Genomic DNA, 17,209 nt, shown 5'->3' on the forward strand with positions numbered 1-17,209 from the left:
GGAGCCCAAGCATGCACTATGTGAGTACCCGAAACGCCGCCGTACGGGTCGACTTCGAAAGGGTCGTATTGTCCGGTATTGCCGACGACGGCGGGCTGTTCGTCCCCCTGGACCTGCCGCAATTCGAAACCCAGGACATCGCGAACTGGTCAACCTTGCCCTATGACGAATTGGCGTATCGGATCTTGCGTCCGTTCATTGGGGACGCCATTCCCGAGCCGGATCTCAAGCGCCTGCTCAAAGACGCCAGCCGCCGTTTCCAGCACCGGGCCGTCGCGCCTTTGCATCAGGTCGACCGCAATGAATGGGTATTGGAGCTGTTCCACGGCCCGACCCGCTCCTCGAAGGATTTTGCCGCGCAATTGCAGGCGCAATTGGTGCAGTACTTTCTGCAACGCCGCGCCCGACGTGCAGTGATGCTCGGCGCCACCAACGGCGATACCGGCCTGGCGGCGATCGAGGCGTTCAACGATTGTGACGAGGCCCATCTGGTAGTGCTTTACCCGGAGCGCGGGGTGCCGCCGCATCAGTTGCACGCACTGTGGGCGGCGGCACGGCCCAATGTGCATCTGTTTGCGGTCGACGGTAGCTTCGACGAGTGCCAGGGCATTGTGAGCCGGCTGTTCAGACAGTGGCCGTGCCCCCAGTACGAGGCGATCAGTTTCAACTCCAGCAACTGGGTCAATGTGCTGGCGCAACTGGTGATGTATTTCCACGCGGTGCTGCAATTGGGCGGCGGTCAGCGGCCGATCGGTTTCAGCGTGCCGGCGGCGAGTTTCGCCGAAGTCTATGCAGGCTACGTGGCGCAGAAAATGGGCTTGCCCATCACTCAGATTATCGTCGCCACCAATACCAACGATGCCCTGCACCAGTTGTTCCTGAAGAACCATTATTCCAGGCTGCGCGCCAACAAGACCCGGTCACCGGCGATGGACCTGTCGACGTTCTCCAACCTCGAGCGGTTCCTCTGGGAAGTGTATGAGCATGACCACCAGGCGGTCAGCGCGTTGATGCTCGAGCTGGAAACCCACGGCGAGATCACCCTCGCCAACGAATGCTGGTTACGTGCACGGATGATCATTGACTCCTACGCCGTCAGCGATGAGGAAACCCTGAATGAGATGACCGCACTGCATCGCGACACCGGCTACGTTGTCGACCCGCACACGGCCACCGGCGTGATTGCCGCTCGCCTGTACCGTCGCAGCCTGGTGGCGCCGATGGTCACGCTGGGGGAAATTTCCCCGGTCAAATCGGCGGCGTTGCTCGCCGAACTGGGGATCGGCCTCCCGCAGTCGGCCAGCCAGGGCGAGCCACCGGTACACCCACCGTGCCATCGGGTCGCCCCCGATGACATCACCCCCCTTCTTAACGTGCTCGACACGCTTTGAACACGTGGCCAGTGGAGGCCCCATGAAGCGCATCCTGGACCCTCTCGATGAGCGCATCATCGCCGAGCTGCGGCTTAACGCACGGGCGGCCCACGCCGAGCTGGCGGCCAAGGTCAACCTGTCGCGCAACGCCGTGCGCCAACGGATCGAACGGTTGGAACGCGACGGTGCGATCCTCGGCTATACCGTCCTCACGGGCGATGGACGACACGCCGCCTCACAGATCAACGCAGTGATTTTCGTCTATCGCTATGACCGCATGCGCGGGGAAGACGTCTTGCAGGCCCTGCGCGCGATCCCTGAAGTGACCCAGTGCGATGTCATGAGCGGCGAGTTCGACCTGATGTTGCGCGTCAGCGCAACCAGCCCGCAGCGGGTGCATCAGGTGTGGAATCAGATTTCGGCACTGGCGGGCGTGGAAAACACGGTGACTTCGTTCGTTTTATCCTCAGTCGTCTGAGCCGTTTTTTGCGTGGAAAAAAGTCAACTGCGGTTGGCTTTTTTTATGCCGGTCATGCGCGCCCTCCCTTGGTCAAAACGCCCATGAAATAGAGCAAATCGGCATATTTCACTGCCCTGGGCGCGCCCCTAATCTAGAGCCCTACCCCACCTCATCCAGATCAAGGGCAATAAAAAAATGACTGAATATAAACTCGCGCTGGTCGGCTTTGGCGGCGTCAATCGTGCCCTGGCGCAATTGATTGCCGAGCGCAATGAACGCTGGAAAACCGAACTGGGCTTCAGCCTGAAAATCGTCGGCGTCACCGACCTGTTCCTCGGTTCGCTGATCAATCGTCAAGGGCTGGATGCGGCCTTGCTGGCAGGTCTGCCGGCGGTCAAGGGCGCCCTGGCGCAACTGCCGGGTGGCAGCGCCTTGGCGCTCAACGAGGTGGTGATCAAGGACTCCGGCGCGGACATCATCGCGGAGGCGACATTCACCAACCCGGTGGATGGCGAACCGGCGACGTCCTTCTGTCGCTGGGCGCTGGAAAGCGCCAAGCACGTAGTGACCACCAACAAAGGGCCGATTGCCCTGCACGGTGCTCAATTGAAAGCCCTGGCCGAGCGCAATCACGTGGCCTTTGAATATGAAGGCTCGGTCATGAGTGGCACCCCGGTGATCCGCCTGGCCAGGCAGTTGCTGGCGGGCAGCACGATCAACGGTTTCGAGGGCATTCTCAACGGCACGTCCAACTTCGTCCTGACCCGCATGGAGAGTGGCCTGGGTTTTACCGAAGCGGTCGAGCAGGCCCAGGTGCTGGGGTATGCCGAAGCCGACCCGACGGCGGATGTCGAGGGCCATGACGTGCGCCTCAAAGTGGTGATCCTCGCCAACGAACTGCTGGATGCAAAGCTCAATGTCAGCGATGTGCGCTGCCGCGGTATCAGTACCCTCACGCTGGACGACATCGACCAGGCCCGCCAGAACAATGCACGCTGGAAGTTGATCGGCGCCGCCACACGCCAGGCCGACGGGTCGGTCAGTGCCAGCGTCGAACCGCGCCTGCTGGACAACGCGCATCCGTTGGCCAGCATCGGCGGAGCCACCAACGCGGTGTCGTTCAACACCGACCTGATCGGCACGGTGACAGTGTCGGGGCCTGGCGCCGGGCGTACGGAAACCGCCTTCGCGCTGCTGTCAGACATCATCAGCCTGCATCAGGCTGCGGCACAGAACCGGGAGTAAGCGCATGAACGTATCGAACCTGGCCCGGGCCGTCGTGGCACCGCAGATCCAAGTCCTCAACCCTTACAACGGTACGCTGATCGACAGCGTCGCCGAGGTGTGTGCCTCGCAGGTACCGCAGTTGCTGGCGCAGGGCCGTGACGGCGTGCGGGCGTGCGCGGGGTTGCCGCGTTATCGCCGGGCGCAGATTCTCGAACAGGCCGCCTTGCACGTGGAGCGCGATGCCCAGGCATTTGCCCGACTGATCGTCGAGGAAGCCGGCAAGACCCTCAAGCAGGCCGAAAAAGAGGTCAAGCGCTGCGTCAACACCCTCAAGCTGTCCGCCGAAGAGGCCAAGCGTAATGCCGGCGAGGTGATCCCCTTTGATGCCTATGAAGGCTCGGCGTCGCGCCAGGGCTGGTTCTCCCGTGAGCCGCTCGGTTTAATCGTCGCAATCACGCCGTACAACGACCCATTGAATCTCGTGGCGCATAAGCTCGGCCCGGCCATTGCCGGCGGCAATGCGGTGATTCTCAAACCCTCCGAGCTGGCGCCGTTATCGGCGATAAAACTGGTGTCGTACCTGGTCGAAGCCGGCTTGCCCGAATCCGTGGTCACACTGGCCACCGGCGGCGCGGAGCTGGGCAAGGCGCTGGTGGCGGCGCGAGAGGTGCGCATGATTTCCTTTACCGGAGGCTTTGTCACCGGCGAGCAGATTGCCCGCACTGCAGGCTTGAAGAAACTCGCAATGGACCTTGGCGGCAATGCACCGGTGATCGTCATGGCTGACTGCGACCTCGAGGCCACCGTGGCGAGTTGCGTGTCCGGCGCGTTCTGGGCCGCGGGACAGAACTGCATCGGCACCCAGCGGCTGTTGGTGCATGCGTCCATTTACGCAGCGTTCCGCGCGCGTTTCGTCAGCCAAACCGAAGCCTTGGTGGTCGGCGACCCAATGCTCGCCAACACCGATATCGGCCCGATGATCACTCAACAAGCCGCGCAGAATGCCGAGCGTGTGGTCGCTGAAGCATTGGCCCAAGGCGCTACGTTGCTTTGCGGGCATCGACGCCAGGGCGCCTGCTACGCCGCCACCGTCCTGGAAAACGTCGATCACGCCAGCCAGCTCTGGCGCAACGAGGTCTTCGCGCCGGTGGTGGTGTTGCAGAGTTTTGAATCCTTCGATGAAGCCATCGCGCTGGCCAACGAACCCGAGTACAGCCTCCACGCCGGGATCTTTACCCGCGACCTGGCCACGGCCATGAGCGCCGCACGTCGGATCGAAGCCGGTGGCGTGATGATCAATGACTCTTCCGACTATCGCTTCGATGCGATGCCGTTTGGCGGCTCCAAATACGGCAGCCTGGGCCGCGAGGGGGTGCGTTTCGCCTATGAAGAAATGACCCAGCCCAAGGTGGTGTGCTTGAACACGCTGGCTTGATCGCTTCAAGCACGGCCCAATCGGGTGGTGAGGCATTGGGCGGAGCTGGTCGCCCGCCCAATGCGGTTATCTGCCCAGCGCCCCAGACAACAATCGATCCGGGCACCTCGTTCCGACGCCTCATGAGACGAGGCCACCCCACGACCGGTCCAAGCAGCAGCAACAACGTGACCGAGACCGCCGCAACATCATAAAAATAGAGAATCTTAAAAAATATCAAAATAACAATATCTAATAATTAGCTTATTCTAAAAAAGACTTTCACTGAGCTTTTTTATAGGAATATCTTCATATCACAGACCGACCCCATACCTGGTGGAGGACGTACCTTCGACCATCGGGAGCCTGAACCAGGCTCAAGGGACCTCGCTCGATATGCCGGACATTGTCTTTCCCATTCCCAAGTTCCACCTGTCATTGTTGACCAGTTCCCTCCTGCTGGCAGCGGCGCCCTCCTTCGCCGAGGAGGCCAAGCTCGATACCGTCACCGTGATTTCCACCGGCCTGCGCGGCCAGGCGCGAACGGTGGCGGACAGCCCGGCACCGATTGATGTGATCAACAACGAACAGTTGCTCAAGACCGGTCGCGCCGAACTGTCGGAGGCGATTGCCAAGCTGCTGCCCTCGTTCAATTTCGGCACCAACATCGCCGGCTACAACTCGGTGACGCGCCCCCTGAGCAACCGTAGCCTGGGACCGGCTTACACCCTGGTGCTGGTCAACGGCAAGCGCCGGCACAACGGCGCCACCGGCCAGCGTGGTTCTATCGACAACAGCGGTGCGAATGCCGTGGACATCGACCTGATCCCGGTCAGCGCGGTGGACCATATCGAGGTGCTCAAAGACAGCGCGGCCGCTCAGTACGGTTCGGATGCAGTGGCTGGGGTGATCAATATCATCCTCAAGGCCACCGACAACGGCGGGCACTTGGAAACCAGCTACGGCCAGTTGTTTTCCGGGCAGGGTGAAACTATCAAGGTGGCCGGCGATCAGGGTTTCAAACTCGGTGACGGCGGCTTTTTCCACTTCTCCGCAGATGCTCGCAAACGCGGTAGCGCCGCGTGGAACGACAAGGCAGACAGCAGCGTCAGGGCGTTCAACGATCAGGCCAAGGAAGCGGCCTGGGATCGCGTGGCAATCAAGAACGGCGATCCCGACCTCAAGGCGTTCAACCTGGCCTACAACGCCGAACTGCCCCTGGAAGACTTGACGCTGTATTCGTTCTCCACCTATGGCGAGCGCGATGCCGAGGCGGCCAACTATTTTCGCCTGCCCACCGGCGCCGCAGCCGTGCCTGAAGTATTCCCCAACGGCTACTACCCGCTCAACAACATCAAGGACCGCGACTACCAGTTACTGTTCGGGGGCAAGGGCCAACTGGCCGAGTGGAAGTGGGACCTGAGCACCACCTACGGGCGCAACAACGTCCACCACGCCAGCGACCTGAATATCAACCCGTCGCTGGGTACTGCGTCACCGACCCGATTCGACAACCTGGCGACCTTCCGTTTCGAGCAATGGGTCAACAATCTGGACGTCACCCGACGCTACGACAGCCTGTTCAGCCTGACCCCGCCGGTGCAGGTGTCAGCTGGCCTTGAGCATCGCTGGGAACATTTCAGTACTTTCGCCGGCGAACCTGCCGCGTATATCACAGGCACCTACCCGGCCGCTTCAGGTGCGCAGGCGGCGGTGACGATCCGACCGGAAGATGAAGTCAGCCTGATCCGTAACAACTATGCCGGCTACCTGGACTTGGGCTTTGACCTGACCGAGCGTTGGTACCTCGACGTGGCTGGGCGGGTTGAGCATTACGACGATGATTCGGGCAACACCTTCGGCCTGAAGGTGAACTCACGCTTTGATCTGACCGATACCGTGGCCGTGCGCGGCACCGTTGGCACCGGCTTTCGGGCGCCGTCGCTGACGCAAATCGGCTACACCGTGGCGGACAACCGAGTGGCCACCGACGCGAATGGCAACGTGGTGCCCGCCGTGACCCGACTGACCCCGGCCGGCAGCAACCTGGCCAAAGCCCTGGGTGGCGATGACCTCAAACCGGAAAAGTCGCGCAACCTCGGCCTCGGCCTGACCTGGCAACCGGCGCCGCGTACCAGCATCACGGCCGATGCCTACCTGATCGACATCGATGACCGCATCGCCCTGACCAGCAATATCTACGACCGCGGCAATGGCGCGATCAACGCGATCCTCAAAGCCCAGGGCGTTCCCACCGGCACCTGGGTCAACTACTACACCAACGCCTTCGACACCCGCACCCGTGGCCTGGATGTAGTCGCCGATCACACCACGCCGCTGGATGCCTGGGGCGATGTGCGCTGGAGCCTGGGTTTCAACTGGAACAAGACCACCATCGAAGGCGCCCGCGACACGCCCGGCGCGCTGGCCAACTCCGGCGTGACCCTGGTGGGCCGCGATCGCGAAGGCGACCTCACCGATGCCACACCCAAGACCAAATGGATCCTGGGGGCCAACTGGAAAGTCGAGGACCTGGCCGTCACCCTGCAAACCAGTCGCTACGGCGCGGTCAAGACCCTGGCAGTGAACCCCACAGGTGATCGCAGCTTTGGCGCCAAATGGATCACGGACCTGGACGTGAGCTACACCTTCGTCGACCACCTCACCGTCAGCCTCGGCGGTACCAACATCTTTGACGTGCGCCCCGACCGGCATGCCGTCTACAGCAACCTGGGCCTGGCGCCCTACGGCAACCCGCCGTTCTACCCGGGCGGCGGCTACTGGTACACCAAGCTGGCCTACGACTTCTGATCCGCACCTTGCACGCACCCGAAACGCCACACGAGGGCAACCCATTGAATACCTCCAACTTGATGAGCCGTCTGCTGGCCCCTGGCGCATTGGCATTGAGCCTGGTCGCTTGCTCACCGGGGAATGACACCCAGACGGGCAAGACCCTGAACATCGCTTTCTTCGGCGACAACACCACGCTGGTCAGCGTCGACCCGTTCCAGGTCTATTGGCTTGAGCATCGGGTACTGCTGCGCAATGTCGCCGAGTCCCTCACCGACCAAGACCCGGCTACCGGCAAGATCATTCCGTGGCTGGCCACACGCTGGGAAGTCAGTGACGATGCGCTGACCTACACCTTCCATCTGCGCGACAACGTCACCTTCAGCAACGGTGAGCGCTTTGATGCCAAGGCGGTGAAAACCGCGTTCGACAGCGACAAGGCCCTGGCCACCGAGTTGCCGGCGACCTTCGGCGCGACTTATCTGGCGGGCTATGACCATGCCGAAGTGGTCGACGCCTTCACCATCAAGCTGGTGCTGGCCAAGCCGAATGCCGGATTTCTGCAAGCCACTTCCACCACTAACCTGGCGATCCTTGCACCCGCCTCCTACGCCCTCAGTGTCAAGGAACGGTCCCTGGGCAAAATCATCGGCACCGGCCCGTTCGTCCTGGCCAGCTACACCCCTGAAGTCGGTGCGCACCTGACTAAACGCAAGGGCTATGCGTGGGCCTCGGCCAATATGAACAACCAGGGCGAAGCACATCTGGACGCGGTAGACATCAGCTACATCCCCGAAGAAAGCGTGCGCAACGGTCTATTCCTGCAGGGCAAGGCTGACATTCTGTGGCCGCGTAATCCGTTCTCGGAAGTGGACCTCAAACTGCTCCAATCCAAGGGCGCAACCATCCAGAGCCGCTCGCTGCCGGGACCTGCTTTGAACCTGTACCCCAACACCCGTGGTGAACGGGCGCTGGCCGACAAACAAGTGCGCCTGGCCGTGCAGAAATCCATCGACCGCAAGAGCTACGCCAGCACCGTGTACAACGCCGAATTCCCGGTGGTGAGCGGCCTCTTCGATGTGACCACGCCCTATTTCAAAAGCCAGGCGTCCAAACTGGCCTATGACCCGGCCGGCGCCGAACAACTGCTGGAACAAGCCGGCTGGGCCAAGGGCGCAGACGGCTATCGCCAGAAAAACGGCAAGCGCTTGAGCCTGAGCTACAACCTCACCCCGGCTGAAACCGCCGGCGACGTGCTGATCCAGGACCAACTGCGCAAGGTCGGTATCGAGTTGAAACTCAGCGTGGTGACACGTGCCGAATGGGTCGCCAACAATTCGGCCGGTAACTACGACCTGACCAGCACCTACATGACCCGCGCCGACCCGATCATCCTGCAAACCATTCTTGATCCACGCACCGCCAACAGCTCGACCCTGGCTACCAACCTTTACTCACCCGCCGTGCTGGATCAAGCCAAGGCTTTATTCGATGCCGGCATCACCGCTACCCAAAGCCCACAGCGCGCGGCGGCCTATGGCGACCTCCAGGACCTGCTGATCGATGAAAGCTCGGCATTCCCGATATACGAGCGAGTCTGGCAGGCCGCCACGTCATCCAAAGTGAAAAACTTCCGCTGGACCGCCGAGGGTTTCGCGCTGCTGGGTGATATCGAGATCGGCACACCATGAGCCGCTACCTGATCGGCCGTGTCGGCCAGGCGCTGCTGGTACTGTGGGGTGCCTATAGCGTCGCTTACTTCATCCTTTATCTGCTGCCCGGCGATACGCTGTCGATCATGCTCAGCGCCGCAGGCATGGAGGCCGATTCGCTGTCGGTGGACGACCTGGCCAAGGCACGGGCGTATTACGGCCTGGATAAAGGCTTGTTCGAGCAGTATTTCGACCTGCTGATGGGCGCGCTGCACGGTGACTTCGGGCAATCCCTCTCGCTCAATCGTCCGGTCGCCGAGCTGCTCGCCGAGCGCTTGCCTCAGACACTGTCCCTGGCCGGATTAGCCATCGTGCTGTCGTTACTCGGCGGCATCGGCCTGGCCTACCTGAGCGCCTACATTCGCTGGCAGCCATTGAAAAGAGCCCTGGCCCGTCTGCCATCCCTGGGGTTTTCAGTGCCGGTGTTCTGGATGGGCCTGTTGCTGATCCAGGTGTTTGCCTTCGGCCTTGGCTGGTTTCCCGCCACCGGCAGTCGCGGTCTTGAAAGCCTGGTACTGCCGGCAATCACCCTGGCGATTCCCAGTGCGGCGGTGTACGCCCAAGTGTTGCAACGCAGTTTCCAAGGCGTATGGCAAGAGCGCTACATCGTCACCGCCTATGCCAAGGGCTTGAGCCGGGGCCAGGTGCAAGCACGTCATGGTTTCAAGAATGCAGCGCTGCCGATCCTGACCCTGATCGGCCTGCAGGTGGGCAATACGGTGTCGGGCGCGGTGCTGGTGGAAACCATTTTTGCCCGCTCCGGCATCGGCCGCCTGGCCCAGGAGGCCGTGCTGCGGCAAGACATTCCCGTGGTGCTGGCGATTGTCGCCGTGTCGGCGGCCGCGTTTGTGCTGGTGAACCTGTTGGTGGACCTGCTCTATCCCTGGCTCGACCCACGTATTTCCCACACGCCAAAGGTGTCCTAGACCATGACCATGCTTGAGCAGAACCTGCGCGGTAAAGCTGCCCCGGCCAGCCCTGACCTGTGGCAACGTCGCAGCCGCTTGCAACGCACAACGACAGTGGTGCTGCAGTTGCTGCGCCGTCCGGGGTTCAGCCTGGCGTTGCTGGTACTGGTGTTTGCGTTGATCGCGGCGGTGTGGCCGCATGGGCTCAGCGGCTACGATCCCTACGCCACCGCGCCGGCTGACAAGCTCCGCGCGCCCAACCTGACCCACTGGTTCGGCACCGACGAACTGGGCCGCGATCTGTTCACCCGCGTGGTATACGGCGCCCGCTTGTCAGTGCTGGCTGCCTCCCTGGCGGTGGGAATCGCACTGCTGGGCGGCTTGGGGCTGGGCATTTTTTCGGGCTTTGCCGGGGGGCGCATCGATGCGCTGATCATGCGCGTTGTCGATGTGCTGCTGGCATTGCCCGGCCTGTTGCTGGCGCTGGCTATCGTCACCGCGATCGGCTTCGGCACCGTACCGGTCGCTATCGCGGTAGGTGTCGGGATCATCCCCGGGTTCGCCCGCACCACCCGCGCCGAGGTGCTGCGGGTCAAGACCTTGCCCTACGTCGAAGCCGCACGCCTGGGCGGTGCCAGTTGGAGGCGGACCTTGCTGCGGCACATTCTGCCCAACGCCTGGGGCCCGGTGGCAGTGCTGGCGACCCTGGATTTCGGCGCCGCGATCCTGGCCACTGCCGGCCTGAGTTTTCTCGGTTTCGGCGCCGCACCACCGGCCGCGGAATGGGGCACCTTGATCGCCAACGGTCGGCACTTTCTGATCACCGCCCCGTGGGTGTCACTGCTGCCAGGTCTGTTCCTGGTCGCCGTGGTGTTCAGTCTCAACCATATCGCCCGCACCTTCGAGGAGAACCAGCGATGAACACTCTAGTGGAGGTTCGCCAACTCAGCGTCACCTACCGTTCCGGCGGGCAACTCAATCAAGCGGTGCGCACGCTGTCATTCGCCATCGGCCAGGGCGAAACAGTGGCGATTGTCGGCGAGTCCGGCTCGGGCAAGTCGACCCTGGCCAATGCCATTCTCGGCCTACTACCGGACAACGCACAGATCAACGCCGGGCAGCTATGGGTGGACGGCAACGACCTGACTCACGCCAATGAGCGCCAGAAACGCAGCTTGCGCGGCCGCACCGTAGGCCTGGTGCCTCAGGACCCAATGGTCAGCCTCAACCCGACCCTATGCGTCGGCCAGCAAATTGCCGAGGCGCTGATCCTGGCCAAGGGTAAACGCTACCCTGCGGTGGATGCCGACATTGTCGAGCTGCTGCAACAGGTGGGCATCGACCAACCCGTGCTGCGCGCACGTCAGTATCCCCATGAACTTTCCGGTGGGATGCGCCAACGCGTGCTGATCGCCATTGCCCTGGCCGGCAACCCGCGCTTGATCATCGCTGACGAGCCCACCAGCGCCCTGGACGTCACCGTACAGCGCAAGATCCTCGACCACTTGCAGCGCCTGGTCAGCGAGCGCGGGATTTCGCTGCTGATCATCACCCATGACCTGGGGGTGGCCGCCGACCGCGCCGACCGGATCCTGGTGATGCAACACGGCGAGCTCGTCGAGCAGGGGCCACCACGCCAGATCCTCGGCGCGCCACAGCACGACTACACCCGCGCTTTGATTGGTGCCGCCCCCGCGCTCGCCAAACGTCGCGCGCCCTTGACCCGCATCGATCCCGCGCAGCCTCCCATCCTGAGTTTGCAAAACGTGGGCAAAACGTTTGCGCTGCCAAAGGTCAAGGGTGAGGACTCGACGTTCCTGGCCCTTGAAGGTCTCAACCTGCAAGTTTATCCCGGCCAGACGCTGGCCATTGTTGGCGAGTCCGGCTCGGGCAAAAGCACCGCGCTGCGCATTGCCCTGGGCCTGGAAAAACCGACCCAGGGCCGGGTCTGGTTCGAGCAACAGGACGTCACCGACCTGAGCTGGCGCGACTTTCGCCCCCTGCGCCAGCGCCTGCAGTTGGTGCAACAGAACCCGTTTGCCGCCCTTGACCCACGCTTCACAGTGTTCGAGAGCATTGTCGAGCCGCTGGTGTCATTCGGCTTGCTCAAGGGCCCTGCCTTGGAGCAGGCGGCGCGGGAGTTGATCGCACGCGTACACCTGCCCGTCAGCTACCTCGATCGCCTGCCTCGCGAACTGTCCGGCGGCCAATGCCAGCGCGTCGCTATCGCCCGTGCCCTGGCGCTCAAACCTGACTTGCTGCTGCTGGACGAGCCGGTCAGCGCGCTCGATGTGTCGGTGCAGGCGCACATTCTTGAGCTTCTGGAAGAGCTGCAACGGGAGACAGGTATTGCCTATGTGCTGGTGTCCCACGACCTTTCGGTGGTGGCTAACTTTGCCCATGAGGTGCTGGTTTTACGCAATGGCCGGGTGGTTGAACAGGGCTCGGTGGAGCGGATATTCAATCGGCCGGCCAGCGATTACACGCGTGAATTGATTGCAGCCATACCCGGTCGACAGGTCACGGCGACAGCCGCGTGATCAGCCACCTGAGCTGTCACGCAGCAAACTGATCCTGGACGTGAGGTTGATCCGAACCCTCTCCCAGTTCAGGCGTTGAGCTGCTGCCCTGGTCCAGATCGACTCTGCCGTGGGCGGCGCATGGAGGTTCATCTGCGGGGGCATGCGATGGACGCTGCTGGCACGGGTGAACCAGCAGAGTTTGGTGTAGAGCGGCAGCTGATGAAGTTTGGCAGCATGGAGAGCTACCGGACAAATCAGTAGTAAGTCGCCGAATGCAAACAGCTGGTACGCCTGAACCTGCACGCGGCCGTCGTCACGCAAGCGTGTATGCCATTGCAGCGAATCGAGATCGCCCAATTTGACCTGGTCCTCCAGAATAAACCGGGCTGCGTGGGTCTGGCGGATTTCCAGTGTGCCCGCAACAATGTAAGTAATGCTCGACATGGCCCCCCGCGCTGAAAGCAGGAACACGACGAAAAAAATCAACACGGAGACTGCCAGCGTAGACAGTCGACGAAACAGACTGCCCTTGACCACAAAAAACAACAGCGCCGGTATCAGGCTGAATACAAAGGTAAAAATCGAGAAAACGGCGACAAACTTGACCGCCGCTGCATCGTCCTGGCCAACATAGTTACCCAGAATCAGCAGCGTCGGAAATGCTCCGGATACCACTGTGAAGAACAGCATGAGGGCAATAGGAACATACACCCACTTTCCATGACCCTCGGGAGCGCTTTGCTCGATCAGCTCACGAACCTGTCTGATCCTAGTCAGCCCGAAAAGCGCAAGCAGTGTAGCGACCAACACAATCAGCAGCGCCTGCCCAGCGCTAACGTCTTCGTTCCATTTGAAAGCCAATGCCATGAATGCGATGAATCCGACCACTAACGGCAACAATAGCCACAGTGCGATGAATCGGGTTTTCTCAGGACGGCTATGGAGCAGTGAGACCGACATGCCGTACAGCCACGCCGAGACCATCAGCACCGCCAGCTGCAGGGTCATCATGAACATCACGACTAACACCCACACCAGCAGGGCCGATTTGGCATCCAGCGTGGACATGAAAATATCCGCGCGACCAATAGCCTTGGTGTAAATGTAAAGGCTGAGCATGCCAAAGCCAGTGCCGAGAAAAATCACAGTCACCGTAAACGGTGTCCAGTGTTCAAGCAGGTGCTTGAACCCTCTGCGAAAAAATACCTGGAACGTTGAAGCGGTTGCTACGGACATCAGATCTCCTTGAAGTAAACAGTCCAGGGGGCTGTTTTAATTCACAAACCGCTTCACTGCAAACAACGTCAATACGGACTCCTTGCCACACGTGAACGTCAGTCGTTTGCAACATTCTGAAGATGTGACGCTGCACTCACGACGCAGTTGCCAGTCATAGCGCAGCCCTTCAGAATCCGCCTCTTCCATCGGGCACTACAGGGATATTCTGCACATGGCTGCTTCCAATAAATGGCTGATGTCGTCAGTCGCTTATTACCTCGACTTCTTCACCGTTCCCCTCTTCATCCTCCTTGCTCTCTACCTCGCGCCTTTTGACCTCGGCCTGGCACTGGCCGGCTGGTTGGCCTGGACACTCGTGGAGTACTCGGCCCACCGCTTCCTGTTCCATTCGCTGTACCGCCGCGAGCACTGGACCCATCATGTCGACGTACTCGCCTACATCGGCGTGTCGAGCTGGAAAACCAGCTCAACCTTTGCCGCGCTGTTGCTGCTGGCCTGGTTCACCGGCCTGACCTCGGTTTTTGTGGGGGCGGTGAGCGGATACTTCATTTACATCTCGGTGCACTACGTGATGCACCGCCCCGAGCATTGGGCCTACCGTTTTATTCCGGGGCTGGTGGCCAATCATGATCTGCACCATCGCCAGGGTGTCGAAAAGAACTTCGGGGTGTCGTCGCCGCTGTGGGATCACGTGTTGCGCACCTATGTGCGGGCTGAAACCCTCAACCGGTACGAGTAGGCACGGGCGGTACATCCGCATGGCCTTCGGCACCTCTCAGCCTGAGATCACCCTCGCATCGACGCTCGACAAGCGCGCCATGATCCGTTCGATCAACATCCGCACCCGCTGCGGCTGAACCCGGCTCGGCGGATAGACGATGTTCAACGCGGTACTGCCCAGGTCGTAGTCCCTGAGCAGCTCAACCAGGCGTCCGGCAGCGAGGTCGGCGCTGACGTCCCATACCGATTTCAGGCAGATGCCATGACCGGCCAGGCACCACTGCCGCACCAACGCGCCGTCGTTGGCCACCCTGCGGCCGCGCACCAGGACCCGATGGGTGTGCCCGTGACGCTTGAAGGTCCACTCGCGCGAAATATTGCTACCAAAGCGCATTACCAGGCATTCGTGGCGGGTCAGGTCTTCGGGGCGCAGCGGCGTGCCATTGCGTTCCAGGTACTGTGGCGAGGCGCATACGACGCGGCGGTTCTCACCCATCGACCTGGCGTGCAACGTGCTGTCGGCCAACGCCCCATAACGCACGGCAAAGTCGATGCCCTGGCTGACGAGGTCGACGTAGCCGTCGCTCAAGTTGAGGTCGATGCTGACTTGCGGATGCTCCTCCATGAACTGCACCAGGATCGGCTCAATGAGTTGGCGCCCGAGGTCTACGGGAGCGCTGAGGCGGATCGGCCCGCAGACCTGGTGCACCCCCAGGCGAATACTGCTGTGCAGTTCATCGGCTTGCGCCAGCAACTGGCGGGCACCCTCGACCAGCAGCCGGCCCTCGTCGGTCAGGTTGATCGCACGCGTAGTGCGGTTCAGCAGGCTGGCAGCGTAGAAACCTTCCAGCTGCGCCAGCCGCTCGGAGACGGACGCGGGCGAAAGCCCCAGCTCCCTGCCGGCTGCCGATAACCCGCCTTTCTCGACGATCAGCAAAAACAGTTCAAGGTTCTTTAGCAGCATTGTTCGGTATTTCCGAAGATGGTTTTTGATTTTTGCCCGATTATCAAAATAACCTAAAGGCATAGGGTTGCATCCATCCGTTTACAGCATGGAGTGAAGCGATGCCTTCCATTGACCCGACAGTGCCAATCATTCAACCCGGGATGGCCCCGATGAATGCCCCCCGCAACCCGCTTGCGCCACCTGACCCTCAGCGGCGCACCTTCCTGGCCCAGGCCGGTGCAAGCGCAGCCGTACTTGCCGCAGGCGCATTACTCAATCCGGCCCGCGCCCATACGGCGCCAGCCTCCTCGCCTGCCCCGGCCCAAAGCCCGCCAAACGGCCGGTTCTGGCCCGGCGACACGCGGCTGGTGGTGTCGATCTCGATGCAGTTCGAAGCCGGTGGCCAACCGCTCAAAGGCACTGACAGCCCCTTTCCGAAAGTGGACTTCCCCGACAGTGTTCCAGCGGACCTGGCCACCACGACCTGGTTTGCCTACGGCTACCGCGAGGGCATTACGCGGATGCTTGACCTGTGGGACCGACACGCGGTGAAAGTCACGTGCCACATGATCGGCGACGCGGTAAAGCGCAACCCCGCGCTGGCCCGCGAGATCGTCGCACGCGGTCATGAAGCCTCGGGTCACGGGCCCCACTGGAGTTCGCAATTTGCCATGAGCCGCGATGACGAACGCACGTTCCTGCGCCAGGCGGCCAGCGTGCTGCAAGACGTGACCGGCCAGCCGGTCACCGGCTACAACTGCAATTGGCTGCGCCGAGGCCCCAATACCCTGTCGCTTCTGCAAGAGTTGGGTTACGTCTATCACATCGATGATGTGAGCCGGGACGAGCCCTTTATCGAGAAGGTCAACGGCAAGGACTTTGTCGTCGTGCCCTACACCTTGCGCAACAACGACATCGTGCTGATCGAGGGGCGCAACTACTCACCCTCCCAGTTCCTGGAACAGGTGAAGCTGGAGTTTGACCAGCTGTACGCCGAAGCAGGCAGCCGACGCCGGATGATGTCCATCAGTGCCCACGACCGTATCAGCGGCACACCGCAGATGGTGCGGGTGTGGGACGAGTTCCTGCGCTACGCCGGCAGTCATCCGGGCGTGGCCTTCATGCGCAAGGACGCCATCGCCGACTACACCCTCAAGAGTCCGCTCAGCCTGCGGGAAACCGAGACGATTTGAAGCCTCCCCCTTTTGCATTCAAGGAAACAGTCCAATGAAACACTATCGAATCGCTGCCCTGGCCTTGGGTTTGGCCCTGTCGGGTGCGGCCGTCGCCGCAAACACCGAGCTGGTCAAACCCGGAACACTTGTGGTCGACAAAAGCCTCACCACCAGCCAACGCGAGACCATGGAAAACGTCGCCCGGCGCTACGACACGTTCTGGCATACCGGCGATGAAGCCCTGGCCCGCGCAGCGTTGGCCGATCACTTCATCGACAAGACCCCACCGCCAGGGCGCAAACAAGGGCCCCAAGGCCCCCTGCTGGCTTCCCGGGCTTTTCGTGGCGCGGTGCCCGACCTGAGCTGTGAGATCGAACAAATGATCATCGCCGGTGACCGGGTCGTGGTGCACCTGCATTTTCGCGGGCACTTCACCGGCACCTTTGGCGAGATCAAGGGCAAGGGCCAGTCGGTGGATTTCATCGCCACCGATATCTACCAGATCGAAGACGGCAAGATCACCGCCAACTGGCACATCGAAGACAACCTCACACTGATGAAGCAGTTGGGCGCACTTTAGCCAAAACACACCCTGCCACACCGCCAGACATGTGCGCTGCGTAGACTGATTGCGCAGCGTGCAAAAGTCTTTTGTCATCACGCCTATTGATAGCACCCTAACGAAACCCCCATGCTAGAGGGCTAATCTCGCGCTTATAT

At 61.4% G+C, this 17,209-nt stretch carries 14 protein-coding genes; 12 read left to right on the plus strand and 2 right to left on the minus strand.

What is annotated here, in order from left to right:
* Window positions 1-11 precede the first annotated feature (11 nt).
* The 9 genes from thrC to MJP36_RS17240 all read left to right on the plus strand — a co-directional run bounded on the left by thrC (window position 12) and on the right by MJP36_RS17240 (window position 12,427).
* Entirely contained in the window at window positions 12-1,391 is a 1,380-nt protein-coding gene (gene thrC / locus MJP36_RS17200) for a threonine synthase (protein ID WP_244383564.1), read from the plus strand.
* 22 nt (window positions 1,392-1,413) lie between these two features.
* Complete coding sequence (locus tag MJP36_RS17205) at window positions 1,414-1,851, plus strand: Lrp/AsnC family transcriptional regulator (RefSeq protein WP_060752834.1); 438 nt, start codon at window positions 1,414-1,416, stop codon at window positions 1,849-1,851.
* A 177-nt stretch (window positions 1,852-2,028) separates the two neighbouring features.
* A complete protein-coding gene (locus MJP36_RS17210; protein ID WP_244383565.1) occupies window positions 2,029-3,078 on the plus strand; it encodes a homoserine dehydrogenase in 1,050 nt (349 codons plus the stop codon).
* Window positions 3,079-3,082: 4 nt separating this feature from the next.
* The gene (locus MJP36_RS17215) at window positions 3,083-4,495 is read left to right on the plus strand and encodes an aldehyde dehydrogenase family protein (RefSeq protein ID WP_104993561.1); all 1,413 of its coding nucleotides are present in this window, start codon (window positions 3,083-3,085) and stop codon (window positions 4,493-4,495) included.
* A 375-nt stretch (window positions 4,496-4,870) separates the two neighbouring features.
* Window positions 4,871-7,285, plus strand: coding sequence for a TonB-dependent receptor plug domain-containing protein (locus MJP36_RS17220; RefSeq protein WP_244383566.1), 2,415 nt, complete (start codon window positions 4,871-4,873; stop codon window positions 7,283-7,285).
* A gap of 62 nt (window positions 7,286-7,347) precedes the next feature.
* Complete coding sequence (locus MJP36_RS17225) at window positions 7,348-8,958, plus strand: ABC transporter substrate-binding protein (protein WP_104993560.1); 1,611 nt, start codon at window positions 7,348-7,350, stop codon at window positions 8,956-8,958.
* Window positions 8,955-9,905, plus strand: coding sequence for an ABC transporter permease (locus tag MJP36_RS17230; protein ID WP_244383567.1), 951 nt, complete (start codon window positions 8,955-8,957; stop codon window positions 9,903-9,905). Before MJP36_RS17225 ends, MJP36_RS17230 begins: the two co-directional genes overlap by 4 nt.
* A 3-nt stretch (window positions 9,906-9,908) precedes the next feature.
* A complete protein-coding gene (locus MJP36_RS17235; protein WP_244383568.1) occupies window positions 9,909-10,808 on the plus strand; it encodes an ABC transporter permease in 900 nt (299 codons plus the stop codon).
* On the plus strand, window positions 10,805-12,427 hold the full coding sequence (locus MJP36_RS17240; RefSeq protein WP_244383569.1) for a dipeptide ABC transporter ATP-binding protein: 1,623 nt from the start codon (window positions 10,805-10,807) through the stop codon (window positions 12,425-12,427). The genes MJP36_RS17235 and MJP36_RS17240 overlap by 4 nt, the downstream gene beginning before the upstream one ends.
* Here the strand turns inward: MJP36_RS17240 and MJP36_RS17245 are convergent, their stop codons facing one another.
* Entirely contained in the window at window positions 12,428-13,645 is a 1,218-nt protein-coding gene (locus tag MJP36_RS17245; protein ID WP_244383570.1) for a hypothetical protein, read from the minus strand.
* Window positions 13,646-13,859: 214 nt separating this feature from the next.
* Here MJP36_RS17245 and MJP36_RS17250 point away from each other — a divergent pair, with 214 nt between their 5' ends.
* Window positions 13,860-14,387 carry a sterol desaturase family protein gene (locus MJP36_RS17250; protein WP_060752826.1) on the plus strand — a complete coding sequence of 176 codons (528 nt, stop codon included), beginning with the start codon at window positions 13,860-13,862 and terminating at the stop codon, window positions 14,385-14,387.
* A 36-nt stretch (window positions 14,388-14,423) separates the two neighbouring features.
* Here MJP36_RS17250 and MJP36_RS17255 read toward each other — a convergent pair whose 3' ends face one another.
* Window positions 14,424-15,332: a LysR family transcriptional regulator gene (locus tag MJP36_RS17255; protein WP_244383571.1), complete on the minus strand. Its 909-nt coding sequence runs from the start codon at window positions 15,330-15,332 to the stop codon at window positions 14,424-14,426.
* A 152-nt stretch (window positions 15,333-15,484) separates the two neighbouring features.
* Here MJP36_RS17255 and MJP36_RS17260 point away from each other — a divergent pair, with 152 nt between their 5' ends.
* Window positions 15,485-16,507: a polysaccharide deacetylase family protein gene (locus tag MJP36_RS17260; protein ID WP_244383572.1), complete on the plus strand. Its 1,023-nt coding sequence runs from the start codon at window positions 15,485-15,487 to the stop codon at window positions 16,505-16,507.
* A gap of 34 nt (window positions 16,508-16,541) precedes the next feature.
* Window positions 16,542-17,069: an ester cyclase gene (locus MJP36_RS17265; protein ID WP_244383573.1), complete on the plus strand. Its 528-nt coding sequence runs from the start codon at window positions 16,542-16,544 to the stop codon at window positions 17,067-17,069.
* Window positions 17,070-17,209 lie beyond the last annotated feature (140 nt).

The organism is Pseudomonas palleroniana, assembly GCF_022836895.1.
Taxonomy (GTDB): Bacteria; Pseudomonadota; Gammaproteobacteria; order Pseudomonadales; family Pseudomonadaceae; genus Aquipseudomonas; species Aquipseudomonas palleroniana.